Source organism: Bradyrhizobium macuxiense (assembly GCF_007993935.1).
In the GTDB taxonomy this organism is placed as follows: Bacteria; Pseudomonadota; Alphaproteobacteria; order Rhizobiales; family Xanthobacteraceae; genus Bradyrhizobium; species Bradyrhizobium macuxiense_A.
Genome location: NZ_VITY01000003.1, coordinates 591,195 through 616,352, shown reverse-complemented (window position 1 = coordinate 616,352; position 25,158 = coordinate 591,195). Strand labels below are relative to the sequence as shown.

General features: G+C 65.2%; 24 protein-coding genes. 8 read left to right on the top strand and 16 right to left on the bottom strand.

Annotated features, from left to right (window positions below; all coding sequences use genetic code 11):
* Positions 1 to 16: 16 nt before the first annotated feature.
* From FBZ93_RS10855 to FBZ93_RS10840, 4 genes are all read right to left on the bottom strand, one after another.
* Positions 17 to 1,984, bottom strand: a complete 1,968-nt coding sequence (locus FBZ93_RS10855) for a non-ribosomal peptide synthetase (protein ID WP_146985869.1) — start codon at positions 1,982 to 1,984, stop codon at positions 17 to 19.
* A 53-nt stretch (positions 1,985 to 2,037) separates the two neighbouring features.
* On the bottom strand, positions 2,038 to 3,036 hold the full coding sequence (locus FBZ93_RS10850; protein WP_146985867.1) for a thioesterase domain-containing protein: 999 nt from the start codon (positions 3,034 to 3,036) through the stop codon (positions 2,038 to 2,040).
* A gap of 102 nt (positions 3,037 to 3,138) precedes the next feature.
* Positions 3,139 to 3,930 carry a 4'-phosphopantetheinyl transferase family protein gene (locus FBZ93_RS10845; RefSeq protein WP_146985866.1) on the bottom strand — a complete coding sequence of 264 codons (792 nt, stop codon included), beginning with the start codon at positions 3,928 to 3,930 and terminating at the stop codon, positions 3,139 to 3,141.
* Positions 3,931 to 4,104: 174 nt separating this feature from the next.
* Positions 4,105 to 4,911, bottom strand: a complete 807-nt coding sequence (locus FBZ93_RS10840; protein ID WP_146985865.1) for an enoyl-CoA hydratase/isomerase family protein — start codon at positions 4,909 to 4,911, stop codon at positions 4,105 to 4,107.
* Between the two features lie 74 nt (positions 4,912 to 4,985).
* Between FBZ93_RS10840 and nthA the strand changes: the two genes are divergently transcribed.
* Genes nthA through FBZ93_RS10825 form a run of 3 tightly spaced genes read left to right on the top strand, consistent with a single transcriptional unit; the run spans position 4,986 to position 6,648 of the window.
* Positions 4,986 to 5,615, top strand: coding sequence for a nitrile hydratase subunit alpha (nthA, locus tag FBZ93_RS10835; RefSeq protein ID WP_146985863.1), 630 nt, complete (start codon positions 4,986 to 4,988; stop codon positions 5,613 to 5,615).
* Positions 5,612 to 6,271, top strand: a complete 660-nt coding sequence (gene nthB / locus FBZ93_RS10830) for a nitrile hydratase subunit beta (protein WP_146985862.1) — start codon at positions 5,612 to 5,614, stop codon at positions 6,269 to 6,271. Before nthA ends, nthB begins: the two co-directional genes overlap by 4 nt.
* On the top strand, positions 6,271 to 6,648 hold the full coding sequence (locus FBZ93_RS10825; RefSeq protein ID WP_167528990.1) for a nitrile hydratase accessory protein: 378 nt from the start codon (positions 6,271 to 6,273) through the stop codon (positions 6,646 to 6,648). The genes nthB and FBZ93_RS10825 overlap by 1 nt, the downstream gene beginning before the upstream one ends.
* Before the next feature lie 425 nt (positions 6,649 to 7,073).
* Here FBZ93_RS10825 and queC read toward each other — a convergent pair whose 3' ends face one another.
* Positions 7,074 to 7,802, bottom strand: coding sequence for a 7-cyano-7-deazaguanine synthase QueC (gene queC, locus FBZ93_RS10820; protein WP_146985858.1), 729 nt, complete (start codon positions 7,800 to 7,802; stop codon positions 7,074 to 7,076).
* A gap of 129 nt (positions 7,803 to 7,931) precedes the next feature.
* Between queC and mazG the strand changes: the two genes are divergently transcribed.
* Entirely contained in the window at positions 7,932 to 8,786 is an 855-nt protein-coding gene (mazG, locus tag FBZ93_RS10815; RefSeq protein WP_146985856.1) for a nucleoside triphosphate pyrophosphohydrolase, read from the top strand.
* 162 nt (positions 8,787 to 8,948) lie between these two features.
* Here the strand turns inward: mazG and mgtE are convergent, their stop codons facing one another.
* The 5 genes from mgtE to FBZ93_RS10790 all read right to left on the bottom strand — a co-directional run bounded on the left by mgtE (position 8,949) and on the right by FBZ93_RS10790 (position 16,344).
* The gene (gene mgtE / locus FBZ93_RS10810) at positions 8,949 to 10,313 is read right to left on the bottom strand and encodes a magnesium transporter (protein ID WP_146985854.1); all 1,365 of its coding nucleotides are present in this window, start codon (positions 10,311 to 10,313) and stop codon (positions 8,949 to 8,951) included.
* Positions 10,314 to 10,468: 155 nt separating this feature from the next.
* The gene (hflX, locus tag FBZ93_RS10805) at positions 10,469 to 11,863 is read right to left on the bottom strand and encodes a GTPase HflX (protein ID WP_146985852.1); all 1,395 of its coding nucleotides are present in this window, start codon (positions 11,861 to 11,863) and stop codon (positions 10,469 to 10,471) included.
* A gap of 11 nt (positions 11,864 to 11,874) precedes the next feature.
* Entirely contained in the window at positions 11,875 to 12,123 is a 249-nt protein-coding gene (gene hfq / locus FBZ93_RS10800) for an RNA chaperone Hfq (RefSeq protein WP_006020546.1), read from the bottom strand.
* Positions 12,124 to 12,508: 385 nt separating this feature from the next.
* Complete coding sequence (locus FBZ93_RS10795) at positions 12,509 to 13,879, bottom strand: sigma-54-dependent transcriptional regulator (RefSeq protein ID WP_050419702.1); 1,371 nt, start codon at positions 13,877 to 13,879, stop codon at positions 12,509 to 12,511.
* 17 nt (positions 13,880 to 13,896) lie between these two features.
* Positions 13,897 to 16,344, bottom strand: coding sequence for a sensor histidine kinase NtrY-like (locus FBZ93_RS10790; protein ID WP_146985850.1), 2,448 nt, complete (start codon positions 16,342 to 16,344; stop codon positions 13,897 to 13,899).
* Here FBZ93_RS10790 and FBZ93_RS40565 point away from each other — a divergent pair.
* Positions 16,232 to 16,477: a hypothetical protein gene (locus FBZ93_RS40565; RefSeq protein ID WP_167528967.1), complete on the top strand. Its 246-nt coding sequence runs from the start codon at positions 16,232 to 16,234 to the stop codon at positions 16,475 to 16,477. The genes FBZ93_RS10790 and FBZ93_RS40565 overlap by 113 nt on opposite strands.
* Positions 16,478 to 16,612: 135 nt before the next feature.
* Here the strand turns inward: FBZ93_RS40565 and ntrC are convergent, their stop codons facing one another.
* From ntrC to dusB, 3 genes are read right to left on the bottom strand one after another with little or no spacing between them, the layout of a single operon-like run.
* A complete protein-coding gene (gene ntrC / locus FBZ93_RS10785; protein ID WP_050419700.1) occupies positions 16,613 to 18,055 on the bottom strand; it encodes a nitrogen regulation protein NR(I) in 1,443 nt (480 codons plus the stop codon).
* A 9-nt stretch (positions 18,056 to 18,064) separates the two neighbouring features.
* Complete coding sequence (locus FBZ93_RS10780) at positions 18,065 to 19,240, bottom strand: two-component system sensor histidine kinase NtrB (protein ID WP_146985849.1); 1,176 nt, start codon at positions 19,238 to 19,240, stop codon at positions 18,065 to 18,067.
* Positions 19,237 to 20,238: a tRNA dihydrouridine synthase DusB gene (gene dusB, locus FBZ93_RS10775; protein WP_208763987.1), complete on the bottom strand. Its 1,002-nt coding sequence runs from the start codon at positions 20,236 to 20,238 to the stop codon at positions 19,237 to 19,239. The genes FBZ93_RS10780 and dusB overlap by 4 nt, the downstream gene beginning before the upstream one ends.
* Before the next feature lie 288 nt (positions 20,239 to 20,526).
* Between dusB and FBZ93_RS10770 the strand changes: the two genes are divergently transcribed.
* The 3 genes from FBZ93_RS10770 (at position 20,527) to FBZ93_RS10760 (ending at position 22,895) form a co-directional block, all read left to right on the top strand.
* Positions 20,527 to 21,723 (top strand): bifunctional 2-C-methyl-D-erythritol 4-phosphate cytidylyltransferase/2-C-methyl-D-erythritol 2,4-cyclodiphosphate synthase, encoded by a 1,197-nt coding sequence (locus FBZ93_RS10770; protein WP_146985848.1) that lies wholly within the window; start codon positions 20,527 to 20,529, stop codon positions 21,721 to 21,723.
* Position 21,724: 1 nt separating this feature from the next.
* Positions 21,725 to 22,324 carry a CinA family protein gene (locus tag FBZ93_RS10765; protein WP_146985847.1) on the top strand — a complete coding sequence of 200 codons (600 nt, stop codon included), beginning with the start codon at positions 21,725 to 21,727 and terminating at the stop codon, positions 22,322 to 22,324.
* Positions 22,325 to 22,493: 169 nt separating this feature from the next.
* On the top strand, positions 22,494 to 22,895 hold the full coding sequence (locus FBZ93_RS10760) for a BA14K family protein (RefSeq protein ID WP_146985846.1): 402 nt from the start codon (positions 22,494 to 22,496) through the stop codon (positions 22,893 to 22,895).
* 87 nt (positions 22,896 to 22,982) lie between these two features.
* On the opposite strand, the gene FBZ93_RS10755 is transcribed toward FBZ93_RS10760, so the two are convergent.
* The 3 genes from FBZ93_RS10755 to lipA all read right to left on the bottom strand — a co-directional run bounded on the left by FBZ93_RS10755 (position 22,983) and on the right by lipA (position 25,050).
* Complete coding sequence (locus tag FBZ93_RS10755; RefSeq protein ID WP_146985845.1) at positions 22,983 to 23,450, bottom strand: type II toxin-antitoxin system RatA family toxin; 468 nt, start codon at positions 23,448 to 23,450, stop codon at positions 22,983 to 22,985.
* The gene (locus FBZ93_RS10750; protein WP_146985844.1) at positions 23,450 to 23,989 is read right to left on the bottom strand and encodes a DNA topology modulation protein; all 540 of its coding nucleotides are present in this window, start codon (positions 23,987 to 23,989) and stop codon (positions 23,450 to 23,452) included. The genes FBZ93_RS10755 and FBZ93_RS10750 overlap by 1 nt, the downstream gene beginning before the upstream one ends.
* A gap of 101 nt (positions 23,990 to 24,090) precedes the next feature.
* Entirely contained in the window at positions 24,091 to 25,050 is a 960-nt protein-coding gene (lipA, locus tag FBZ93_RS10745) for a lipoyl synthase (protein WP_146985843.1), read from the bottom strand.
* Positions 25,051 to 25,158: the final 108 nt, after the last annotated feature.

The window sequence follows — 25,158 nt, the reverse complement described above, 5'->3', positions numbered from 1 at the left end:
GGAGCGTGCCGCCACGCTACAGTTCGATTTCCTCTCTCGGTCCCTCCGATGCCGAAGCGGCTTCGGAATGAGCCACCCAGCGCATCCCGTCGATCACCTCCGCCAATTCGGACAGTGTCGGGCGCTCGAACAGGTTGCGAATCTGCACGTCGACGCCGAAGACCTTTCGCATCCGCGCCACCGCCCGCACCACCAATAGCGACTCGCCGCCCAGCTCGAAGAAGTTGTCGCGACGTCCGATCGACTTGACCTTCAGTAGATCGCACCACAACGCGGCCAGCGTCTTTTCGGTCTCCGTCGCGGGAGCGGTGAATTCCTGCGCTGACCGGATGTTCTCCGCCGTCGGCTCGGGCAGCGAGCTGCGGTCGACCTTGCCGTTGGCGGTGAGCGGCATCCGCTCGAGGCGAACATAGTGCGTCGGAATCATCGACTCCGACAGCTCTTCGGCCAGGTGGGCGCGCAGGTCCGCCACGGTCAGAGCGTCTGGCGAGACGTAGTAGGCCGCAAGTCGAGCCATGCCGCCTCCGGCCGCGGACGGTTCGATGACGGCGACCGCGCATTCCTGCACCTGCGGGTGCTTGAGAAGCCGTGCTTCGATCTCGCCGAGTTCGACACGCGCACCACCGACCTTTACCTGATGATCTGCGCGGCCGAGAAATTCCAGGCGCCCTTCCCGACTCCAGCGGGCAAGATCGCCCGTCTTGTACAGCCGCAGCTTCGTGAACCCATCTCGGGGATCGATCGCCGTGCGGAAACGGTCGTCGGTCAGGTCAGGCCGATTGAAATAGCCCCTCGCGAGGCCGTCGCCGGCAATGAACATCTCACCGATGATGCCGGGACCGGTCGGCTGATATTCTTCGCTGAGGACGTAGATTCCGGCATTGGCGGCCGGCACGCCGATCGGGACCGATCCCGCTTGATCCCGTTCGATATCGAAACGGTGAATCATGCAGCCGACCGTGGCTTCGGTCGGTCCGTATTCGTTGTAGATCTCGACCGGATGCGGGATGGCTTTCGTAATGTCGCGCGCCAGCTCGGTCTTGAAGTCCTCGCCGCCCACGATGAATTTCCGCAAGCGTGTGGTTTCAAGATTGCGGTCGCGAACCATCGCCAGATGCGCCGGCGTCAGCTTCATGATGTCGACGGCATTGTCGTCGATGACCTTGAGCACGACCATGCTCTGCACGCCGGGATCACCAAGATAGACCACGATGCGGCCTCCGGTGATGAGCGGCGTGAAAAGCGTCGTGACGGTCAGGTCGAAAGCCAGAGATGAGAACAGAGGCCAGGCCAGACGTTCGCCGGAACTGTAGACCTGGGCGGCCCACCAGATGTAATTCACAAGGCTCCGGTGCGCGATCTCGACGCCCTTGGGTGTGCCAGTCGAGCCAGAGGTGAAGATGATATAGGCGGTGGCGTCCGGCGTGGCAGCGGACGGCCGCGCCGAGTCCGGTTGGCTCACAATCGAAGCGAAATCGGCGTCGAGCACGACAATCTCGGCAAGATCAGGCGAGATGACGGATTCCAGGCGCGCCTGCGTGATCACGACTGGCGACCGCCCGTCGGTTCCGTCGGAAATATCCGTCAGGATCGTTGCGATGCGCCCCTTCGGCGTTGCCGCGTCCACCGGCACATAGGCTGCGCCGGATTTCAGGACGCCCAGGATCGCGACGACGACCTCAATGGAGTGCTCCATGAACACAACGGCAATCCGACCCGGCCCCACGCCGAGCGCGCTCAAATGCGCGGCCATCTGATTGGAGCGTCCGTCAAGCTGCCGATACGTCAGCATGACATCGCCGAAGCGGATCGCTTCGGCGTCCGGGCTGTGCGTCACCCGGTCGCGAAACAGATCGATGATCGTCCGGTCCGACGGGTAGCTTGCCGCCGTGGCGTTATACGCGACAACCAGTGCTTGATGATCGGCACGGTTCAGAAGGGGAAGCGCTACGCCCTCCTCCACAATGGGCAGGACTTCATTCATGAACTACGCTCCATCAGGCAATCAATAATCAAATTGCAATCAGTGAAATTGCGTCAGTCGGTCGGCTCCCGGGTTGCCTGGCGATAAAGCGCTGCGATCGCGGACACGTCAGGTTCTTCCAGCATGGAGTCCGCGTGACAGCCCTCGGGCCCGAAAAAAAATTCGGCATGAGGCACCGCACGAAGCCATCGGCGCGGCCCCGCACCCGATCGCAGCCAGGCCTTGTTCGGAAGGAATATGCAAACCCGCCCGGAATACGGACCGGGAACGTACTGCCGAAAAGCGGTGATCGCCGTGGATTTGAGCCGGGCTCTGCTCGCCAGCACCGGATCTGTCGCGATCGGCTCCTTGCCCTTGCGGACGAGGGTCACGAGGCCTTGGAGACGGCTGCCGAAATACTGCAGACGAGCGCCGAATGTCGGCCGCTTCGCCATCTCGCGCTGGATAGCTTCGCGTCTGTTCCTGGCGGAGAAATAAAGCAGACGCGGCAGTTCCTGATAGGTGGTCGGGTGAAGAGGGCCAAAGAGCGCGATGCATGGGACCTCCGCTCCGCGGTGTCCCAGGATTTTCGCGAGTTCGAAAGCAGTTGGAGCGCCGGAGCAATATCCGGCGATGATGTAGGGACCGCTGGGCTGATGCTCGACGATCTGACGGGCGAAATACTCGGCGATATCTTCGACGCGGTCCATCGGCTCGCTCTGCCCATCGTAGCCGGTCGGCTGCAGTGCGTAGAATGGCTGATCGCCGCCCAGGTGCTTCGACAGGTCAGAGAATGTGAACGGCGCCCCGACATGCCCGGGAACGGCGTAAATCGGCGGACGTGTTCCGCCGGACTGCAGGGGTATAATTGCAGGCTGACGCGTGGCCGCCGTGGCCCTGTTCAGAAACGCGATGATTTCGCTTTTCCGGTCCTGCAGCTGGTCGCGAAGCTCCGACGTGAGTGCGCCAGCCGGCGCGTTGCACCGCAGCCGGTCGCCCTCCACCCAGAGCCTGATGTCCCTGACCGCGAGGGCTGCGAGGAGCTCGGAAAACTGTATCAACTGCGCTGACATGGGGCTGGCCCGTGTTCTCGTCTGCGACCGCCATGTGCGGGAGCGAAGCGCGGCGCGAATGAGCCCCCGTGCAGTCTAATGGACTTCGATGAGCCTGCTCGTTCAATGCGTAGTGACATCGCGCGAATGCCAGTTCGGGATGACCACGCTCCCGATATACCCACTTCGAGGTATGAACCTCCGGACAACCCAGTCCCTTTCATTCCAGAACATGGACTGTCCCAGGCCGCACCCCAAGGCCTTGGAGACAGCCTCCAACTCCGTCCAGCGCCGGAAGAACCCTTCCAGGCGGTCTTCCGCGCCAAGGGTGGCGTAGGACCCGCCCTCGGAGGCGGAAAAACAGAGCGCTGCGATCTCGTCCGCTTCGGGCACGGGAAGGACCGCCTCGATGTCCACGCCGACCTCTTGCCCCGTCGAGAGGGCGACGACCGCCACATCGCCGGATCGGGAGAAGCTGAAGTGCAGATCGCGCGCGGGCATGCGGTGCGACAAATAGGGTTTGCCGAGCGGTCCGTAGTCCAGTTCGACGTCGGACGGCGAAATTCCCAGTTTGGAAGCGAGGATCCGGCGCAACTGGCCGCGTCCAACAACAAAGCGGCGGCGGTCCCGCTCCAGCCTCACCCGCTCGGCGCGCCGGCGTTCGTCCTCGTTCAGGCCGACATCCATGACGCCAATGATGTCCAGTTCCGCATCGAGCGCGAATGCCAGGACCTCTAAGCCGTCATTCTCAAGAACTGGCACGATCATCCCGGGTCTCAGCTCGACGATTTCATCGAAGGAGCTCAGGCCGCGCGACGCTGTTCCCCGGCCCGCACCCAATGCGCCGTCGCGATCGTCTCTGCCCGCGACGGAAGCTTGGCAAAAGTCGGGCTCGGGGCGGCAGTCAGACGTCATACCTGCATTCCGATCGCGAGAGCGCGCTCACGCGCAAGTCAATGGCCTCCGACGAACGACAGCGCCGTTCGTGCAGATTTCGTCGATTAAGCGATCGGGAAGCCACGAAAGCAAGGAGCGGCGGGTGGCTATTTGGATGTATGGATGGGCTACCCCTCACGGCCATAATCCGCGTCAGCGCCCCCTGAAGCGCGGCTTGCGCCGTCCGAGGAACGCCGCGACGCCTTCCTTGTGATCGTCGGTCAGGCTCGCCAGCGCGAACTGGTCGAGATCCATGTGGCTGGCGAGGTCGTCGAGCGCATGCGCCAGGCGGTTGACCGTCAGCTTGGTCATCGCGACCGAGATCGGCGGCTGGGCGGCGACCTTGACCGCGAGCGCCATCGCGGCCTCGTACGACTTGCCGGGATCAGCCACCTGCTCCACCAGGCCCCATTGATAGGCCTCGTCGGCCGAGATCCGGTCGTCGGCCAGGATCACGGCCTGCTTGGTGCGCGCCGGGCCCATCAAATGCAGCATGCGCGGCACGCTCTGCCAGCTCATGTTCATGCCGAGCGCAATCTCCGGCACCCGCAAGTGGGCATCGCGCGCCATCACGCGGAAATCCAGCGCGACCGCGAGCGCAACGCCGCCGCCGACGCAGAACCCCTCGATGGCGCCGATCGTGACCTGCTCCATCTCCTGCCAGGCGCGCGTCAGCCGCGGCCCGAGCTTCAGGTGCCGGCGCAGCGTGCCGATGTCCATGGTCGCGCGCGAACGCCCTTCGGCATCCTTCAGGTCGAAGCCGGCGCTGAATGATTTGGCGCCGCCGGTCAGCACCACCACCGAGGTCTCGGCGTCGTCCTCGAAGCCGCGCGCCGCATCCGTCAGCTGCCGCAGCGCCTCCGGCGACAGCGCGTTGATACCATCGCCGCGGTCGAACCGTACCACGGCGATGCGTCCCTCCGGCCCAAGGCCTTTCTCGATCGTCACATAGTCAACCACGCATACCTCCCAGCTCGCATTGTTGTGTACGGCTTGCCTCGACATAACACGGCGGTTTCGCCTATTCTGCAGGCATGAGCGAACATGATCACCACCACCACGATCACGACCATTCCGAACTGTCGGAGACCGAACTGCGCGTCCGCGCGCTGGAATCGATCCTGACCGAGAAAGGCTATGTCGAGCCCGCCGCGCTCGACGCCATCGTGCAGGCCTATGAGACCAAGATCGGCCCGCATAACGGCGCCCGGGTCGTCGCCAAGGCCTGGAGCGATCCCGCCTTCAAGCAGGCGCTGCTCGAGGACGCCAGCAAGGCAGTCGGCACCCTCGGCCATGTCAGCCGCGTGGGCGACCATCTGGTCGCGATCGAGAACACGCCTGGCCGTCACAACATGGTCGTCTGCACATTGTGCTCCTGTTACCCCTGGGAAATGCTCGGCCTGCCGCCGGTCTGGTACAAGGCCTCGCCGTACCGCTCGCGCGCGGTCAAGGACCCGCGCAGCGTGCTCGCCGATTTCGGCGTCAGCCTGCCGAAGGAGACGGAAATCCGGGTCTGGGATTCGACGGCGGAGACGCGCTTCCTGGTGTTGCCGATGCGGCCCGCAGGCACCGAGGGCTGGAGCGAGGAACAGCTCGCCGAGCTCGTGACGCGCGATTCCATGATCGGCACCGGCTTCCCGAAAACCCCGGGAGCGCCGTCATGAACGGCGTCCACGACATGGGCGGCATGGACGGGTTCGGCAAGGTCGAGCCCGAGCCGAACGAGCCGATGTTCCATCAGGAATGGGAATCGCGGGTTCTCGCCATGGTTCGCGCGATGGGCGCGGCCGGTGCCTTCAACATCGATGCCTCGCGCTTCTATCGCGAGACCCTGCCCCCGCAGGTCTATCTGTCGAGCTCCTATTACCGGAAATGGCTGCTCGGGCTCGAAGCGCTGTTGCTCGACAAGGGCTATATCTCCAAGGACGACGTCGCCGCCGGACATTCCGTCGCGCCGGCGAAAGCGCTCAAGCACGGCAAATTCTCGACCGCCGATGTCGAGCGCATCATGGTGCGCGGCAAGTTCGGCCGCACCGCGCCGGCGGCTGCGAAATTCAAGGCCGGCGATCGGGTGCGGGCGAAGAACATCCATCCGGCCACGCACACGCGGCTGCCGCGCTACGTGCGTGGTCATGTCGGCGTGGTCGAGCGCGATCATGGCTGTCATGTTTTCCCCGATACCGCGGCGAACGACGCCGGCGAGCACCCGCAATGGCTGTACACCGTCGTGTTCGACGGACGCCAATTGTGGGGACCCGACTCCGATCCGACCATCAAGGTCTCGATCGACGCGTTCGAGCCGTATCTGGAGGCGGTGTGATGGATGCCGGCGCCGCCGCGCGCGCCACCAGCGCCGTGTCCAGCATTCCCCGCGACCAGGACGGTCCGGTGTTCCGTGCGCCTTGGGAAGCGCAGGCGTTCGCGATGGCGTTGACGCTGCATGACCGTGGCGTGTTCACCTGGCCCGAATGGGCGGCTGCACTTGCCGACCAGATCAAGCGCGCGCAGGCGGCCGGCGATCCCGACACCGGCGAGACTTATTACCAGCATTGGCTGGCGACGCTCGAACACCTCGTGGCCGCCAAGGGCGTTACGACGCACGAGACGCTGCATCGCTATCGCGACGCCTGGGATCACGCCGCCGACCGCACCCCGCACGGCCAACCGATCATACTGACGGCGGCGGATTTCGAGTAGCGGCGGACTCCTACTTTCACCGTCATTGCGAGCGAAGCGAAGCAATCCATCGCTCAGCAGATGTGGGACGATGGATCGCTTCGTCGCTTCGCTCCTCGCGATGACGGGACGTTGGTGTCATCACCCGCGAAAGCGAAAGCGGGTGATCCAGTATTCCAGAGGCAGCAGCGTTTGAGCCGAGAGGCCGCGGCGTATTGGATCGCCCGGTCGAGCCGGGCGATGACAGCCGTAGTTGGGGACACAGTCGCGCGATTTCGGAATAATGGAAAAATACGGCTGATTTGCCCGACGTGTCAAGAGGGCCGTGTCGAACCCCGGCGACCGACGACTCCTTTGCATGGGGTTGTTTTCCGGTATTTTTGCAGAGTGCCCCAGCGACGTGGCATTGGATGCGATCGTCGCGGTAGCTTGCGCCGTCGGGCAACTCAATGATTGTCGTCACCGCCCTGCGCGACATATTCCCGCCAGCCCTTGGCGCGCAGGCTACAGGCCGGGCATTCGCCGCAGCCATAGCCCCAATCGTGCTGCGCGCCGCGTTCGCCGAGATAGCAGGTGTGCGAGTGCTCGCGGATCAGATCGACCAGCCCTGCCCCGCCAAGCTCGTGCGCGAGCCGCCAGGTCGCGGCCTTGTCGAGCCACATCAGCGGGGTGTGCAGCTCGAAATCCTTGGCCATGCCGAGGTTGAGCGCGGACTGCAAGGCCTTGATGGTCTCGTCGCGGCAATCCGGGTAGCCGGAATAGTCGGTCTCGCACATCCCGCCGATGATGTGGCGGATGCCGCGCCGGTAGGCCAGCGCCGCGGCGAAGGTGAGGAACACGAGGTTGCGGCCGGGCACGAAGGTGTTGGGCAAGCCGTCCGCGCCCATTTCGATGGCGACGTCGCGGGTCAGCGCGGTGTCCGAGATCTCAGACAGCGTCGGGATCGCAAGCGTGTGGCTGTCGCCGAGCTTCGCCGCCCAATCGGGCCGCATCTGCTTGATCCCGGCCAGCAGCCGGTCGCGGCAATCGAGTTCGACGGCGTGGCGCTGGCCGTAGGAAAAGCCGAGCATCTCGACGCGCGCAAACCGCGACAAGGCCCAGGCCAGGCAGGTGGTGGAATCCTGGCCGCCGGAAAACAGCACCAGCGCGGTGTCGGAGGTGTTCTGATCGGTCATGGAACGCGATTTAGCATCTGACGACGCCCGAGGCCAATCGGTGGACAGCGCCCTGATTCCGGCGCGTTCTTCTGGGATCGGCTGGGCCGATTTGGCATAACGCGTCTACCCTTCACAGTCCGGTGTCCCATGACCCCTTCCCGCGACGTTTCCCGCCTGATCGAGATCATGGCCGCGCTGCGCACGCCGGTGACCGGGTGCCCGTGGGATCTCATTCAGAACTTCGAGACGATTGCGCCCTACACGATCGAGGAGGCCTATGAGGTCGCGGATGCGATCACGCGCGGCGATCTCGACGATCTGCGCGAGGAGCTCGGCGATCTGCTGCTGCAGGTGGTCTATCACGCCCGCATGGCAGAGGAGCAGAACGCGTTCGCGTTCGGCGACGTGGTCGAGGCGATCACGAGGAAGATGATCCGCCGTCATCCACATGTCTTTGCCGACAAGGACGGCAACATCCAGCCGGCCGGTGTCAAGAGCGCCTGGGAGCGCATCAAGGCCGAGGAGAAGGCCGAGCGCGCGGCGCGCCGGCCGCCGGAGGACACCGCGCACAAATCCTTGCTCGCAAGCGTAAAGGCGGGCCTGCCTGCCCTGACGCGGGCGATGGAATTGCAGCGCAAGGCGTCGACCGTCGGCTTCGACTGGAACGACCCGCGTGCGGTGCTCGCCAAGATCCGCGAAGAGGCCGACGAGATCGAGGCCGCGCTCGACCGCAACGACAAGCAGGAGATCGCGGAAGAGACCGGCGACCTGATGTTCGCGTTGGTCAACCTCGCCCGCCACGTCGACGCCGATCCGGAAACCGCGCTGCGTGCGACCAACGCCAAGTTCGAGCGGAGGTTCGCCTATATCGAGAAGGCGCTGGCGGCGAAGGGCCGCTCGCTGGAGGGGGCATCGCTCGAGGAGATGGATGCGTTGTGGAACGAGGCGAAGACGGCAAAAGACGCTGTCGTCCCTGCGAAAGCAGGGACCCATACCGCGTGATCTATCGATAGAGTGACGGTATCAGTACCACGCGAGTGATCAACGGGCGCGGTCGCAATTCGGAACTTCGACCGTGCTCAGCAACGTTGGCCGGTGGTTATGGGTCCCTGCTTTCGCAGGGACGACGTTGAGTGTGTGGGCGCGGCCCGCGTCCCCCTCACCTCACAACAGCGTCCCGCGCAAGATCACGGCGGCAACGCCGAAATAGATCACGAGGCCGGTCACGTCGACCAGCGTTGCGACGAATGGCGCGGACGCGCTGGCTGGATCGAAGCCGATGCGCTTGAGGATGAACGGCAGCATCGAGCCGCACAGCGAGCCGAAGGTGACGATGCCGACCAGCGCAGCGCCGACGGTCGCGGCCACCAGCACCCAATGCGGGCCGTAGTCGAACAGGCCGAGCGTCTGCCAGAGCGTGATCCTGATAATGCCGATCAGGCCGAGGATGGCGCCGAGCACGATGCCGGTCGGCAGTTCGCGCACGGCGACGCGCCACCAGTCGCGCAGCCGCACCTCGTGCAGCGCCAGCGAGCGGATCAGCAGCGACGTCGCCTGCGAGCCGGAGTTACCGCCGGAGCTCATGATCAGCGGGATGAACAGCGTCAGCACGATCGCTTTCTCGAGCTCGCTCTGGTACGACTGCATCGCGGTCGCGGTCAGCATTTCCGACAGGAACAACGCGCACAGCCAGCCGGCGCGCTTCTTGATCATCTCGCCGAAACCGATCCGCAAGTATGGCTCGTCGATCGCTTCCATGCCGCCGAACTTCTGGGCGTCCTCGGTCGATTCCTCGACGATGGCGTCGATGACGTCGTCGACCGTGACGATGCCGAGGATGTGGCCAGGGCCGTCGACGACCGCGACTGCGAGCAGATCGTAGCGCGAGATCAGCCGCGCCGCCTCCATGCGGTCCGCTTCCGGGGCGATCATCAGCGGCTTTCGCGCCGGAGCGGCCGTGAGCACGTTGGCGTGCGGATCGGCCGAGATCAGGCGGCGCAGCGGCACGGCCTGGATCAGGGTCTTCTTGACCGGATCGATCACGAAGATCGAGTACACGGTCTCGCGGGTGCGCTCCACCATCCGGATGTGATGCAGGACTTCGGCGATGGTCCAATTCGAGGGCACGCTGACGAATTCGGTCGTCATGATGCTGCCGGCGCTGCGCTCGGGATAGGCCAGCAGCCCCGAGATGACGCTGCGGGTCTCCGGATTGAGCCCGTTCAGCAGCGTGGTGCGCAGAGGCTCGACCAGTTCCTTGACGATGTCGGCGGCGCGGTCGTCGGAGACGCCTGAGAGCAGCGACACCGCGGTGTCCTGCGGCAGCTCGGCCAGGATCTCGCAGGTGTTGTCGAGCCCGGGCAGGTCGAGCACCTCGATCGCCTTCTCCGCCGGCAGCGATTGCAGCAGTCTTGCAGCATCCGCCGGCTCCCGGGCGTTCAAGGCATCGACGATCTCGGGTGCCCGCACATGGGCAAGGTCCCCGTTCAGGCTGAGCGTCTCTTTGGTCATGGTTTCGGAGTCTTGCATCGATCGCCCTCGCCTTTGCGTTCTGCAGCGCAATGAACCAAGGCGACGGAGATTTCAAACAGAAAGTGCGGCGCCACGCCGCAGGCGCGGTCGAGTGAGGCCCGCGTCACCGCTCCGTCATATTTCGGCGGATTGCGGCGCGCAGTGCTGGAGGCTTACGCCTCGAGGGGCACCGCCGCGAACCGGCTCACCACGATGTCGCGCTTGGTCTCGTCGACCCGCACCGTCATGTCGAAGCGCTCGCCATGCAGCTCCTTGTTCAGGACCTCGGCGTTGCGGTGCAGCCAGCTGATGCCGGCGCCGTCGGAGGCGTCGATCGACAGCTGCAGCGTCATGCGCTTGGCTGCCAGGCGATCCTCGATCGCTGACAGCAGCGCGTCGATCCCCTCGCCAGATACGGCCGAGACCAGGAAGCATGGCCGCTCCGGCGGCCGGCGCGCAGCGATGTTGCGTAGATTGTCCCGCTCCTCGGGATCGAAGCGGTCGATCTTGTTCCAGACCTCGATGATGCGCTGGCCGCCGTCGGCGTCGGGATCGATGCCGAGCTGGCGCAGCACGCCCTCGACGTCGCGCTCCTGCGCCTCGGCATCCTCATGCGAGATGTCGCGGACGTGCAGGATGATGTCGGCTTCCAGCACCTCCTCCAGCGTGGCACGGAAGGCGGCCACCAACTGGGTCGGCAGGTTGGAGATGAAACCGACCGTGTCCGACAGCATCGCCTTGCCGCCATGCGGCAGGTTGAGCGCGCGGAGCGTCGGGTCGAGCGTCGCAAACAGCATGTCGGCGGCCTGCACATCGGCGCGCGTCAGGCGGTTGAACAGGGTCGACTTGCCGGCGTTGGTGTAGCCGACCAGCGCCACCACACGGTACGGCACCCGCTGGCGGCCGGCGCGATGCAGCCGCCGCGTCGCCTGCACCTTCTTCAATTCGCCCTCGAGTTTGGTGATGCGCTCTGAGATCAAGCGGCGGTCGGCCTCGATCTGGGTTTCGCCGGGGCCGCCCATGAAGCCGAAGCCGCCGCGCTGACGCTCGAGATGGGTCCAGGACCGCACCAGTCGGCTGCGCTGGTAGTTGAGATGGGCGAGCTCGACCTGCAGCGCACCTTCCTTGGTCTTGGCGCGGCGGCCGAAGATCTCCAGGATCAAACCGGTGCGGTCGAGCACCTTGGTGCTCCAGGCCTTCTCGAGGTTGCGCTGCTGGATCGGCGACAACGCGCAATCCATCACCACGAGCTCGACATGGTTGCTGGCGACGAGGCCGTTGATCTCCTCGACCTTACCCTTGCCGAGATAGGTCGCGGGCCGAATCTGGCTGATCGGCGCGATGACGGATTCCACCACGGTGAGGTCGATCGCTCCAGCAAGGCCGGCGGCCTCCTCGATCCGCGCTTCGTAGTCGCGGACAGAGGACTCCGTTTGCGCGTCGCCGTCGCCACGGCGCACGCGCAGGTACGGGCCGATGACGATCACCCGCCCGCTGCTGCCGTTCCCCGCCGACCCGGGCCTAGACTTGGTCCGGTCGGCGCCCCCTTCACGATTGAAGGGTTCCAATCAGTTCACTCTCAAGCCGGTGCGTCCTCACCACCTTCGAACAGCTGAATCGGGGCTCCGGGCATGATGGTCGAGATCGCGTGCTTGTAGACAAGCTGCGAGTGACCGTCGCGCCGCAGCAGCAAACAGAAATTGTCGAACCATGTGACAATGCCCTGCAGCTTTACTCCGTTGACCAGAAATATCGTCAGTGGCGTCTTGGTTTTACGAACGTGATTAAGGAAGGTGTCTTGTAGATTTTGTGCGCGGTCTGCCGCCATTGTTTTTGTCCCGCAAGCTTGTGCTTCTTTTTATTGAACCGGTTGCGGCTCTCTGACGGAGCCTCCTCCGGCTGCCCACCTGCCCTGAGATCCCCCTCTGGCAGGCGTAGCGGTAGGATTAGAGGCCACGCGCGGTTTTTAGGCAAGCCGGTTCGCGGTGCAGTCGGTAGGAACACGGTGGCAATTCTAAGAAAGGGCGAGGAAAGAGACGAATATTCTCGTGGAGAGTGGATAAATCCCCCGGTTGTACCGGCCCCACCCTCGCCTCGCTCGCCGGCCCACCGGCCCTGACCTGGTCCTGCCACCCCGGCGGGTGATCGCCGAGGCTTAACGCCAAGTCGCGTGCGCTCCAAGTCGCCAGCGGTTGCCGATGCAGAGCGCGGGGTCAACCGACCCCGAGCGCCTTCAGCTTGCGATGCAGCGCCGAGCGCTCCATGCCGACGAACTCCGCGGTGCGCGAGATATTGCCGGAGAAGCGGCTGATCTGGGCGATGAGATAGTCGCGCTCGAACACCTCGCGCGCCTCGCGCAGCGGCAGGCCCATGATGTGCTCGCCATTGTTGGAGGTCGGCATCGCCGGCACCATCGAGCCGACGTCCTGCGGCAGCATGTCGGCGGTGATGATCGCCTCCGGGCCGCCGCCGGCCAGGATCATCACCCGCTCGACGTTGTTGCGCAGCTGGCGGACGTTGCCCGGCCAGACATGGGACTGCAGCACGGCCATCGCGTCCTGTCCGATCTGCCGCTTCGGCAGGCCGGTGGCCGCCGAGATCTGGTCCATGAAATAGTCGATCAACTCGGGAATGTCCTCGCGGCGCTCCGACAGCGGCGGCACCCGGATCGGCACCACCGAGAGGCGGTGATAGAGGTCCTCGCGGAAACGGCCGCCGGCGATCTCCTCCTCGAGATTGCGTGCGGTCGAGGAGATGATGCGGACGTCGACATGCACCTTGCTGGTACCGCCCTGGCGCTGGAAGGTCTGATCGACCAGCACGCGCAGGATCTTGTTCTGGGTCTCGCGCGGCATGTCCGCGATCTCGTCGATGAACAGCGTACCGCCATGCGCTTCCTCGAGCGCGCCGGCCTTGCGCTGCTGTTCGCCGTTCGATCCTTCGATCCCGAACAGCTCGATCTCCATGCGCTCCGGGGTGATCGCGGCCGCATTGATCACCACGAACGGCCCTTCAGCGCGACCCGACGCATGGTGCAGCGTGCGTGCGGCGAGCTCCTTGCCGGCACCGGAGGGACCGACGATCAGGATACGGCTGTTGGCCTTGGCGGCGCGGTCGATGGTCTGGCGCAGCTGGTTCATGCAGGCCGAGCGGCCGGTCAGCACGCTCGCCGCAGGCGCCAGTTGCTTGAGCTCCTTCACCTCGCGCTTCAGCCGCGAGGTCTCGAGCGCGCGGGTCGCGACCAGGATCAGCCGATCCGACTTGAACGGCTTCTCGATGAAGTCGTAGGCGCCGCGCTTGATCGCGGCGACCGCGGTCTCGATGTTGCCGTGGCCGGAGATCATCACGACCGGCAGATCGGCATTGTCCTTCTTGATCTGCTCGAGCAGTTGCAGGCCGTCGAGCTTGGAGCCCTGCAGCCAGATGTCGAGGAAGATCAGGTTCGGGCGGCGGTTCGCGATTTCGGCCAGCGCCGAATCGCTGTCGCGCGCGGTGCGCGTGGAGAACCCCTCATCGTCCAGGATACCCGCGACGAGGTCACGAATGTCAGCTTCGTCGTCGACAATCAGAATGTCACTTGCCATGGGTTACACCTGCCTTGTCAGTCGCCCGTCGCGGCTTTGATTTTTGGCTCTTGGCTTCTTGGCTCTTGCGCATTTGGCTCTTGGCTATTTGCTTCTTGGATTTTTGGTTCATTGTTGGTCGCCTGTGCCGGGCCGTTGGTCGGCTCTTCCGGCGGATTTTTTTCACTGTCGGGGTCGCTTGCTTCCGGTTTCACGTCCGGCTTTTGGTCCTTGCTCTCGGGCTTGTTCTCGGGCTTGGCCGCCTGGCCGGTGACCGAAAAACGCAGCCGCATCCAGGCGCCGCGCTGGCCCTCGCGGAAATCTGAGGCGTCCTTGAGCTCGATGCGGCCGCCATGGTCCTCCAGAACGCGGCCGACGATCGCAAGTCCAAGGCCGGTGCCCTTCGCCCGCGTCGTGACATAGGGCTCGAGCAGCCGCGCGCGCGCGACCTTGGGCAGGCCGATGCCGTTGTCGACGACGTCGATCAGGATGTCGTCGTTCTCGCGCTGCGCCACGACGTCGATGCGGCCCTTGCCGAGTTCCTCGGGCGGCACCTGCTCGATCGCCTCGGTCGCGTTCTTGATGATGTTGGTCAGCGCCTGCGAGATCAGCCGGCGGTCGAACTGCGCCGGCAGCGGCGACTGCTTGATGTCGGCCTCGATGGCGAGATCGGGATGCGCAACCTTCATCAGGAACACCGCCTGGCGCACCACGTCGGCGACGTCCTCGCCTTCCATCACCGGCTTCGGCATCCGCGCAAAGCGCGAAAACTCGTCGACCATGCGCCTGATGTCGTCGACCTGGCGCACGATGGTGTCGGTGCACTGCTCGAAGATCGACTTGTCCTTCTCTTCGGTGATGGTCTTGCCGAACTTGCGGCGGATGCGCTCGGCGGAAAGCTGGATCGGGGTCAGTGGGTTCTTGATCTCGTGCGCGATGCGGCGGGCGACGTCGCCCCAGGCCGAGGTGCGCTGCGCGGAGACCAATTCGGTAATGTCGTCGAGCGTGATGATGTAGCTGTCGCGGGACTGGCTGGTCTGCTCGGCCGAGACGCGAACCGACAGATTGCGCTCGTGGCCGTCGCGCAGGATCGTGACCTGCCCCTGCACCAGGCGCTGCGTGCCCTCGCGCGCGGTCTTCATCATCTCGTCGAGCTCGGGCAGCACGTCGGAGAGCGGATGGCCGAGCGTTTCCGACTCGGCGTGCCCGATCAGCTTCTCCGCCGAGCGATTGAGGATGCCGACGCTGCCGGAGGCATCGACGCCGATAATGCCGGCAGAGGCCGAGGACAGCACCGCTTCGATGAACCGGCGGCGGCTGTCGATCGTCTCGCTGGCGTCGACCAGCTCGTTGCGCTGGGTCCGCAGCTCCTGGGTCATCTTGTTGAAGGTTTCACCGAGCAGCGCGAGGTCGCTGGCCGATCTGTGGACCGGCACCTGGACGTTGAGGTTGCCGGTCGAGACCTCGCTCGCCGCGCCCATCAGCTGGCGGATCGGCGACACCAGCCCGTTGGCGAAATTCAGCCCGATCAGCACCGAGGCCATCAGGATGGTCAGCGCGATCACCGCGAACATCAGCGCGAACGCGACCTGGATGCCAAGCCTTCGGGTCTCGAGCTGGGCATATTCGGCGGCGCTGGTCTGGGTCTGCTTGAGCTGGGCGACCACAGCCGGATCGAGCAGCCGCGCGACGTACAGGAACATGTCGTCATAGGCTCGCAGGCGGACCACCGAGGCGACGTAGTTTTCTGGGAAGACCGAGATTTTCGGCTCGGTTTCGTTGATGTCCTTCAGGATGTCGGGCGGCGGCGCCTCGTAGTTCAGGCGAACGCCGGTTTCGGCGCTGGCGACGATCTTGCCGTCCTTGTCCATCAGAACGGCGACCGGCAGGTTGCGCGACTCGGCGCCGGCCGTCATCAGCTGCAGGAACGTCATGCGGTCCTGGTCGTAGAGCGGCCGCGCATGGGCGAGGTCGTTGGCCATCGCCAGCGTGTCGCCGTTGATGAGCTGGGCGTGCTCCTGCATGTAGGCGCTGGCGATCGTCAGCGAGTTCTGGATCACCTGCTTGGTGGGGCCCGAGAACAGCCGGTCGAGGCCGCGCTCGATGGTGACGTTGGCGACGATCGACACCAGCACGGCGGGCAAGACCGCGATCACCGAGAACAGGCCGACGATCTGGACGTGCAGCCGTGCCGCCGCCCGGCCGCGCCGCCTCGCCTGCACCATTTGCCAGACTTCCCGGACGATGATGCCGACCAGCAGCAGGATCGTGGCGGCATTGATCATCAGGAAGGAGCGGACCACCTCGGAGGTCGGCTCGATCGGGGTCAGGCCGGTCAGGACCACGAAGGTCAGGAACGCGGACAGCAGTGCGATGGCCACGGCGAACGGCGCCAGCCAGCGGCGCAGCGGAAAGCCCCGCGCCTCTGCATGGGGCTCGGCCGGTGGCGCGTGTAACGTTGAAGCGGTGGTGTCTGCGCTGGTCATACCGGCAATTGAGCTGAGTGCGATCGCCCGCTGGAATTGCGAACTGATGCAATCATATCACAATGTTGCCGAATTGCGACATTTCCGCGGCGCAAACCACAGCGCGGCGCCGTGTCCTCAAAACCATTTGTGACTACTCAATAACGGTGACTGCACAGCCCGGATTCACTGGAGCTTCGGGTCTGATCAAGTCAGAACCGAAGCTCAAGTCCTTTGTTCCGTCGCGTTTTCTTCACGCGAACCGGCGTCCGCCTTGCTCGAAAACGCCCTATCCGCCGCTCCGGTAGACCTGGATATCGAGGTCGCGGATCTTCTTGCGCAGCGTATTGCGGTTCAATCCGAGCAGGTCGGCGGCCCGGATCTGGTTGCCGCGGGTCGCCGCCAGCGCGGCGGTCAACAGCGGGATCTCGATCTCCTTGAGGATCCGGTGATAGAGGCCCGGCGGCGGCACGCCATTCGGGAAGCCGGAGAAGTGCGAGGACAGATAGGCCTCGACCGCGCCGCCGAGATTGTCGACGCCGACCGTCGCGGTGCTGCCCGACGTGACCGCGGGCGGCGCCAGTTCGCCGTCGATCACCGAGGACGTGATGACGTCCTGCGGATAGAGCGCGGCGAGCCGCCGGGCGAGGTTTTCCAGCTCGCGGACATTGCCCGGCCAGCGGTGCTGCTTCAGCCGCTCCAGCGCCTGGGCGTCGAGCTTCTTCGGCGGCAGGCCGTCCTTCTCGGCTAGCGAAAAGAAGTGCCGGATCAGGTCGGGCAGATCCTCGATGCGCTCGCGCAGCGGCGGCAGCCGCAGCGGCACCACGTTGAGGCGGAAGAACAGGTCCTCGCGGAACAGGCCCTGCTGGATCAGGATGCGCAGGTCCTTGTTGGAGGCCGCGACGATGCGGACGTCGGTCTTGATCGGGGTACGGCCGCCGACGGTGGTGTATTCGCCCTGCTGCAGCACGCGCAGCAGCCGGGTCTGCGCCTCCATCGGCATGTCGCCGATCTCGTCGAGGAACAGCGTGCCACCCTCGGCCTGCTCGAAGCGGCCGGAGGCGCGGGTGTTGGCGCCGGTGAACGCGCCGCGCTCGTGACCGAACAATTCGGATTCGATCAGGTCGCGCGGGATCGCCGCCATGTTGACCGCGACGAACGGGCCGTTGCGGCGGCGGCCGTAATCGTGCAGCGCACGGGCGACGAGCTCTTTGCCGGTGCCGGACTCGCCGGAGATCATCACGGTGAGATCGGTCTGCATCAGCCGCGCCAGCACGCGGTAGATTTCCTGCATCGCCGGCGAGCGCCCGACCAACGGGATCGAGTCGAACTCGCCGTCATCGGCCGGACTGGAGACCCGTTCCTTCGGCTCGGCCAGCGCGCGGCCGACGATGGTGATCAGCTCCTTCAGGTCGAACGGCTTCGGCAGGTATTCATAGGCGCCGCGCTCGGAGGCGCGGATCGCGGTCATGAAGGTGTTCTGCGCGCTCATCACGATGACCGGCAGGTTCGGCCGCATCTTCTTGATCCGCGGCAACAGATCGAATGCGTTTTCGTCCGGCATCACCACGTCGGTGATGACGAGATCGCCCTCGCCCTGGCTGACCCAGCGCCACAACGTTGCGGCGTTGCCGGTCAGGCGCACCTCATAGCCGGCGCGCGACAGCGCCTGGTTCAGGACGGTCCGGATGGCTGTGTCGTCGTCAGCGACAAGTATGCTACCTGCAGGCATTGGTGTTCCTCATCGTGCATCCTGAGAGGCAGGCGAGGACGTACCCGGAACGTCATCGCGGTTGCTTTGGTCGAGTTGCTTGGCGGCGCTGTACATCGGCATCAGCACGCGGAAAGTGGTTTTGCGCGGCTGCGACTCGCATTCGATGATGCCGCCGTGATCGCCGATGATCTTGGCGACCAGCGCGAGGCCGAGCCCGCTGCCGGTCTGCTTGGTGGTGACGAAGGGATCGAACAGGTTCGGCAGCAGGTCTTCCGGCACGCCCGAGCCATTGTCCTTGACGCAGAATTCCAGCGGCAGCGAAACCCGCGATTTCTTGCCGGGCACCGACAGCCGCACGCCCGGCCGGAACGCCGTGGTGAGGTGGATTTCCGCATCGGTGCCGAGATCGGCGACCGCTTCGGCCGCGTTCTTCACGAGGTTGAGGAAGACCTGGATCAGCTGGTCCTGGTTGGCCAGCACCGGCGGCAGCGACGGATCGTAGTCCTCGATGAAGCGGACGTTGCGGGCAAAGCCGGACTGCGCGAGCCGCTTCACGTGGTCGAGCACGGAATGGATGTTGACCGGACCGCGCGCCACCGGACGGTCGTCGCCGAACACTTCCATGCGATCGACCAGTGTCACGATGCGGTCCGCCTCGTCGCAGATCAGCCGCGTCAGCAGGCGGTCCTCGGAGGACGCCTGCTGCTCCAGCAGCTGCGCGGCACCGCGGATGCCCGACAGCGGGTTCTTGATCTCGTGCGCAAGCATCGCGGCCAGCGCGATCACCGAGCGCGCCGCGCTGCGATGGGTGAGCTGGCGGTCCATCTTGTCGGCGATGGTGCGCTCCTGCAGCATCACCACGATGTGGCCGGGTCGCTCGGTCAGCGGCGCGACGTGCAGATCGACCTGGCGATCGCCGCCGATCCGCGGCGTGCCGAGATCGACCTTGTACTCGTTGACCGGCGAGCCGCTCGCGCGCACCTGCTCGATCAGCGCGAGCAGCGGGCTGCCGAACGGCACCAGCTCCTTCAGCGACTGCCGGCGCAGGAACTGGGTCGAGATCTCGAAGAAGGATTCGGCGGCGATGTTGGCATCGACGATCCGGCCGTCGGGTGCGACCAGCAGCACCGGGTTTGGCAGCGCATTGAGGATGGCCTCACCGTCGGTCGGCACGGGCCGGCGGAATTCCATGGCTGACGTCATGCGGCAGCACTCCAGGCAAAATCGTCGTAGGCGTCCTCGAGCGCGCGATGCACGCTGGACGGCTCTTCCGAGGTCAGGATCGCCTGCCGCCAGGTCTTCAACGTCGCCGCCGGCGCGCAGCTGTAGGCCGCAGCGGTCTCCAGCGCCCAGCCGAGATGCTTGCGCGCATGCTTGAGCCCGATCCGCAGGCCATAGTGGCTGCAGACCTCGTCGTAGAGCGCGCGAACATGCTTGAGCTGCTCGGCCAGCGACGGCGCGGCCTCGGCGATCCCGGTCTCGAGGCGGCGGCCGATCTGGCCGGGCAACCAGGGCTGGCCCTGCGCGCCGCGGCCGATCATGACGGCGTCGGCGCCGGACATTTCCAGGGCGCCGACGGCCTTATCGAATGAGGTGATGTCGCCATTGACCACGACCGGGATGGTGACGGCGTCCTTGACCGGGCGCACCGCGTTCCAGTTCGCCTCGCCCTTGTAGAACTGGCAGCGGGTGCGGCCATGCACGGTGATCATCTGCACGCCAGCCGCCTCGGCGCGGCGCGCCAGTTCAGGCGCGTTGAGCGAGCGATCGTCCCAGCCGAGCCGCATCTTCAGCGTCACCGGCACCTTGACCGCCGACAGCGTCGCCTCGATCAGCGTGACCGCGTGGTTGAGGTCGCGCATCAGGGCCGAGCCGGACTGGCCGCCGGTGACGTGCCGTGCCGGGCAGCCCATGTTGATGTCGATGATGTCGGCGCCGGCGCCCTCGGCGATCCGTGCGCCCTCCGCCATCCAGTGCGTCTCGCAGCCGGCAAGCTGGACCACATGCGGCCCGATCCCGGCTGCCTCACAACGCAGCTTCGACATCGGCTTGCCGTTCACCAGATCGTCGCTGGCGGTCATCTCGGAGACCACCAGGCCGGCGCCCAAAGTGGCAGCGAGTCGCCGGAAGGGCGCGTCAGTGATGCCGGACATAGGCGCGAGGAGAACCCGGTTGGCGACAGCAATATCGCCTATCTTCAATGGGTTACGAGGAGTACTTTGCACGCCGGTCACAGCCGTCTCGTCGTTTCGCAGCCACGCCATTGCAGCTGACATCGTTTATTCTGCGCACAATTCTTGTGCAGTCAAGGCTCATGCCTACGGTTTAGACATTTCTACCACCGACGCAAGTGCACTGCAACAAAATCTGCTTTTCCCACAGTCAGCGGCAAACGCTCTGTTTTTGCGCAGCGGTCATGCTAAGGGCTGTGCGCGGCGGGCGATCCCCGCCGCTCCCCTCATCCCTGATTCGTCTGTCACTGGTTCAAAATGCCGAAGCCTGAGCGTACCGCAGCCATCCTTGTCGCAGCCGGCCGTGGACTGCGCGCCGGCGCAGGCGGACCGAAGCAATACCGGACGATCGGCGGGCAGACGGTGATCTACCGCGCCATGGAGGCGTTCTCCGGACATCCGGACGTGTTTGCGGTGCAGCCGGTGGTCAATCCTGACGATGCCGCGCTGTTCGATGAAGCGGTGGCTGACCTGCGCCATCAACCGCCAACGCCGGGCGGCGCGACCCGGCAGGCCTCGGTCCATGCGGGGCTCGAGGCGCTCGCCGGCGAGAAGCCGGACATCGTCCTGATCCACGATGCCGCGCGCCCCTTCGTCACCGCGGCCGTGATCTCGCGCGCAATCGCCGCGGCTGGCCGGACCGGTGCAGCGATCCCGGTGATTCCCGTCACCGACACGATCAAGCTCACCAGCGATGCCGGCGACGTCGAGGCCACGCCGGAGCGCGCGCGCCTGCGGATCGCGCAGACGCCACAGGCGTTTCGTTTCGACGTAATATTGGAGGCGCATCGTCGTGCCGCGCGCGAGGGCCGCAGCGATTTCACCGATGATTCCGCGCTTGCTGAATGGGCGGGATTGACCGTTGCGACGTTTGAAGGCGATGCTGCCAACATGAAACTCACCACACCCGAAGACTTCGTGCGCGAGGAAGCGCGGCTCGCAAGCCAGCTCGGCGACATCAGGACCGGCACCGGCTACGACGTGCATGCGTTTGGCGACGGCGACCATGTCATGATCTGCGGCGTGCGCGTGCCGCACACCAAGGGATTCCTGGCCCATTCCGACGGCGATGTCGGGCTGCATGCGCTGGTCGACGCGATTCTCGGCGCACTGGCCGACGGCGACATCGGCTCGCATTTCCCGCCGAGCGATGCCAAGTGGAAGGGCGCCTCCTCCGACCAGTTCCTGAAATATGCCGTCGAGCGCGTCACCGCGCGCGGCGGACGGATCGCCAATCTCGAAGTGACGATGATCTGCGAGCGGCCGAAGATCGGCCCGCTGCGCGACACCATGCGGGCGAAGATCGCGGAGATCTCCGGCGTCCACATCTCGCGCGTCGCGGTCAAGGCCACCACCAGCGAGCGGCTCGGCTTCACCGGCCGCGAGGAAGGCATCGCGGCGACCGCGAGCGCGACGATCCGTCTGCCCTGGGACGACAAGAGCTGGAGTGCCTGACATGGGCGGCAGCGACGCTCGTGCCCTCTCCCGCTCGCTGCTCGACCTGTGCCGGATGCGCAAGTTGACCATCGCGACCGCCGAATCCTGCACCGGCGGCCTTGTCGCGGGCGCGCTCACCGACATCCCCGGCTCGTCCGACGTGATCGACCGCGGCTTCGTCACCTATTCGAACGAGGCCAAGCGGGTGATGCTCGGTGTCAAGGCGGCGACGCTGGAGACGTTCGGCGCGGTCAGCAAGGAAACCGCGACCGCGATGGCGATCGGCGCGCTGGAGAAAGCCGGCGTCGACCTCGCGGTCTCGATCACCGGCATCGCGGGCCCTGGCGGTGCGACCCCGGGCAAGCCGGTGGGCCTCGTGCATTTTGCCGTCGCCGCGCGCGACGGCCGCATCCTGCATCGCGAGCAGCGCTTCGGCGCGATCGGCCGCAGCACCGTGCGGCAACGTTCGGTGGTCGAGGCGCTGCGCATGCTGATGGAGCTTGCGCGCCCGCCGCAGGCCGCCAAGCCGCGCCGCGAGGCCGCCAGCCGGTTGCGGCCGAGAGTGGCCCGTTCGCAGCGCAGCCACGCCGCGAAACGTCGGCGGCCGCCGCGCGGATAGGCCTGCCCAAGTCGAGTCGTACGCGACGCCCCGCGATATCTTCGAGTCAACTGCGACCCAGTGCCGCCTACCTCAGGTGGAACGTTGACGTCGCCTCGCCGTTTTCTCCTGATCCAACTCTGCTGTTTCAACGGTTCTTCGAACAGCAAAATCCCACAACAAGGAGAAAATGATGAAGTTGGGAACTTTGGTCGTGGCCGCAGTCACCGCTCGCGCCATGACGCTGTCGACTATTGCCTCTTCGTTTGCCGCGCCGCTCGCGCCGGCCGCCCGCTTGCAGGACCAGCCTACCTCCGTCGAGCACGTGCAGTATCGCCACTGGCACGGCGGCCCGCGTTACGGCTACCGGGGTGGGTACGGCTACCGTGGCGGATATCACCACCACCACGGTGGCGGAAACGGCGCTGCGGTCATCGGCGGGCTTGCGGCCGGCGCGATCATCGGCGGCGCGATTGCGGCGAGCCAGGCGAAGGCCAACAACGACGCCTATTGCGCGCAGCGTTTCCGCTCCTACGACCCGGCTTCCGGCACCTACACCGCCTCCGGCGGCGTGCGGCGTTCCTGCCCGTGACGGCGGCGAACGAACCCACAGCATCACCCGTCGTGCCCGGCCTTGTGCCGGGCATTTGCGTTTCGGGAGGAAGACGAGACGGCTTCTCTAGGTCGAGAGCTGCGGCTTGCCGTAGACCTGGTCCGCGCGCTTCTCGAACGCGTGGGCAAACCGCCCGAATGCGGCGTCGAACATCGAGCCCATCAGCATCGCCAGCACCCGGCTCTTGAACTCGTAGTTCAGGAAGAAGCCGACATCGCATTCGGTCTCCGACTTCGGCTCGAAGCTCCAGCGGTTCTCCAGATTGCTGAACGGGCCGCGCAGATATTCGACCAGGATCTTCAGGTTGGGCCGGTCGAGGGTCACCTTGCTGGTGAAGGTTTCCCGCACCAGCTTGAAGGAAACCGTCATGTCGGCGACCACCACCTCGGTGCCGTCGTCCTTCGGTGTCCGCTGACGAATCTTGAGCGCCTGGCACAGCGGCACGAATTCCGGATAGCGCTCGACGTCGGCGACCAGGTCGAACATTTGAGGTGCGGTGTGGCGGACCCGCCGCTTGCTGGAGAATCGTGGCATCAGTGGATACTCGCACGGTTTTGCTGGAGTGCGAGGTTGTTCAGATAATCCTCGGCCTGCCCCCGGTTGGTAAAGCAGACCAGCGATTGATCGGCACGCAATCCCTCGAAATATTCGATCAGCTTCGGCCGTTGCTGACGGCGATAGGTCCAGACGTAGCGGAAGAATTCCAGATCGATCTTCTCCGGGCAGCCTTCCGCCATCTCCGGCCGCACCTGGCCATAGCTCGCGGCAATGCGGCCGAGGATTCCGAGCATGCAGGTCGATCGCGGCAGGTCGAACCAGATGATCGTATCGGAGAGTTCTCTGCGCAACTCACCTGCACCACTCTTGGTGTAGTTCCCATCCATGATCCAGCGCGGCTTTCGCGCGGCTGCGGTCATGCGGCGGGTGAATTCGTCCTTGTCGGACTCGACCCAGCCCGGTTTCCAGAACAGCGCGTCGATCGACACGGTCGGGATGCCTGTCAGGGCGGACAGCCGCCGCGCAAAGGTCGACTTGCCGGATCCCGACGATCCCATCACCAGAACGCGCTGCATTGGTCCCGTCCAAGGTTCGGTCAAGGTTCGCTCGAGGCTCGATCAAGGCTCGATCCGGCAACGGCGCATGATGGCGCCGGCTTCCCTCTGTTCATCAAAATCTAGCGGCCGCGTGCTGTGCGTGCCGCCTGCAGTTTCGCAAAATCCTCGCCGGCATGATGCGACGAGCGTGTCAGCGGACTCGCCGACACCATCAGAAAACCCTTGGTATAAGCAACGCGCTCGTAGCCCGCGAATTCGTCAGGGGTCACGTAGCGCATCACGGCGTGATGCTTGCGCGTCGGTTGCAGATACTGGCCGATGGTCAGGAAATCGACCTCGGCCGAGCGCAGATCGTCCATCACCTGAAGCACCTCGTGCCGCTCCTCGCCGAGGCCGACCATGATGCCCGACTTGGTGAAGATGGTCGGGTCCATCTCCTTGACCCGCTGCAGCAGCCGGATCGAATGGAAATAGCGGGCGCCGGGACGGACGGTCAGATAGCGCGACGGCACGGTTTCCAGATTGTGGTTGAAGACGTCGGGCTTGGCCGCGACCACGCGCTCGAGCGCGCCGTCCTTGCGCAGGAAGTCCGGCGTCAGGATCTCGATCGTGGTGGTCGGGCAGCGCGCGCGGATCGCACGGATCACTTGCGCAAAATGCTCGGCGCCGCCGTCGGCGAGATCGTCGCGATCGACCGAGGTCACCACGACATGGCTGAGCCCGAGCTTGGCGGTGGCCTCCGCGACGTAGTCCGGCTCGCTCGCCTCGAGCGCGCCGGGCATACCGGTCTTGACGTTGCAGAACGCACACGCGCGCGTGCAGGTGTCGCCCATGATCATGAAGGTGGCGTGCTTCTTGTCCCAGCACTCACCGATGTTGGGGCAGCCCGCCTCCTCGCACACCGTGACGAGGCCGTTCTCCTTCACGATCCGGCGCGTATCCGCATAGCCGCGCGTGTTCGGCGCGCGAACCCGGATCCAGTCCGGCTTCGGCGGCGACACGGCGTCCGGCCGGTTCACCTTTTCGGGGTGACGCGGGCGGAGCTGAGTGGTGGAGATGGTGTCGACGATGGTGACCATAGGTGCCTGCAAGTCGCGAGAAACCATAGCTAATCGGTGTTGGCGCGGCTCGCAACCCGCGCTGCGACCCTAGCAGATCAGCCCAGATATTGGCAGTGTTGCGGTCCG

Bases quoted from the DNA above. Each gene is read 5' to 3' on its own strand.
- FBZ93_RS10825 (WP_167528990.1), top strand. From the start codon at position 6,271: ATGGATGCCGGCGCCGCCGCGCGCGCCACCAGCGCCGTGTCCAGCATT.
- FBZ93_RS10760 (WP_146985846.1), top strand. From the start codon at position 22,494: ATGATGAAGTTGGGAACTTTGGTCGTGGCCGCAGTCACCGCTCGCGCC.
- nthB (WP_146985862.1), top strand. From the start codon at position 5,612: ATGAACGGCGTCCACGACATGGGCGGCATGGACGGGTTCGGCAAGGTC.
- mgtE (WP_146985854.1), bottom strand. From the start codon at position 10,313: ATGCAAGACTCCGAAACCATGACCAAAGAGACGCTCAGCCTGAACGGG.
- FBZ93_RS10765 (WP_146985847.1), top strand. From the start codon at position 21,725: ATGGGCGGCAGCGACGCTCGTGCCCTCTCCCGCTCGCTGCTCGACCTG.
- mazG (WP_146985856.1), top strand. From the start codon at position 7,932: ATGACCCCTTCCCGCGACGTTTCCCGCCTGATCGAGATCATGGCCGCG.
- lipA (WP_146985843.1), bottom strand. From the start codon at position 25,050: ATGGTCACCATCGTCGACACCATCTCCACCACTCAGCTCCGCCCGCGT.
- queC (WP_146985858.1), bottom strand. From the start codon at position 7,802: ATGACCGATCAGAACACCTCCGACACCGCGCTGGTGCTGTTTTCCGGC.
- FBZ93_RS10780 (WP_146985849.1), bottom strand. From the start codon at position 19,240: ATGACGTCAGCCATGGAATTCCGCCGGCCCGTGCCGACCGACGGTGAG.
- FBZ93_RS10845 (WP_146985866.1), bottom strand. From the start codon at position 3,930: ATGACGTCTGACTGCCGCCCCGAGCCCGACTTTTGCCAAGCTTCCGTC.
- FBZ93_RS10795 (WP_050419702.1), bottom strand. From the start codon at position 13,879: ATGGCAAGTGACATTCTGATTGTCGACGACGAAGCTGACATTCGTGAC.
- hfq (WP_006020546.1), bottom strand. From the start codon at position 12,123: ATGGCGGCAGACCGCGCACAAAATCTACAAGACACCTTCCTTAATCAC.
- FBZ93_RS40565 (WP_167528967.1), top strand. From the start codon at position 16,232: ATGGCCACGGCGAACGGCGCCAGCCAGCGGCGCAGCGGAAAGCCCCGC.
- FBZ93_RS10755 (WP_146985845.1), bottom strand. From the start codon at position 23,450: ATGCCACGATTCTCCAGCAAGCGGCGGGTCCGCCACACCGCACCTCAA.
- ntrC (WP_050419700.1), bottom strand. From the start codon at position 18,055: ATGCCTGCAGGTAGCATACTTGTCGCTGACGACGACACAGCCATCCGG.
- FBZ93_RS10770 (WP_146985848.1), top strand. From the start codon at position 20,527: ATGCCGAAGCCTGAGCGTACCGCAGCCATCCTTGTCGCAGCCGGCCGT.
- nthA (WP_146985863.1), top strand. From the start codon at position 4,986: ATGAGCGAACATGATCACCACCACCACGATCACGACCATTCCGAACTG.
- FBZ93_RS10855 (WP_146985869.1), bottom strand. From the start codon at position 1,984: ATGAATGAAGTCCTGCCCATTGTGGAGGAGGGCGTAGCGCTTCCCCTT.
- FBZ93_RS10850 (WP_146985867.1), bottom strand. From the start codon at position 3,036: ATGTCAGCGCAGTTGATACAGTTTTCCGAGCTCCTCGCAGCCCTCGCG.
- FBZ93_RS10790 (WP_146985850.1), bottom strand. From the start codon at position 16,344: ATGACCAGCGCAGACACCACCGCTTCAACGTTACACGCGCCACCGGCC.
- FBZ93_RS10750 (WP_146985844.1), bottom strand. From the start codon at position 23,989: ATGCAGCGCGTTCTGGTGATGGGATCGTCGGGATCCGGCAAGTCGACC.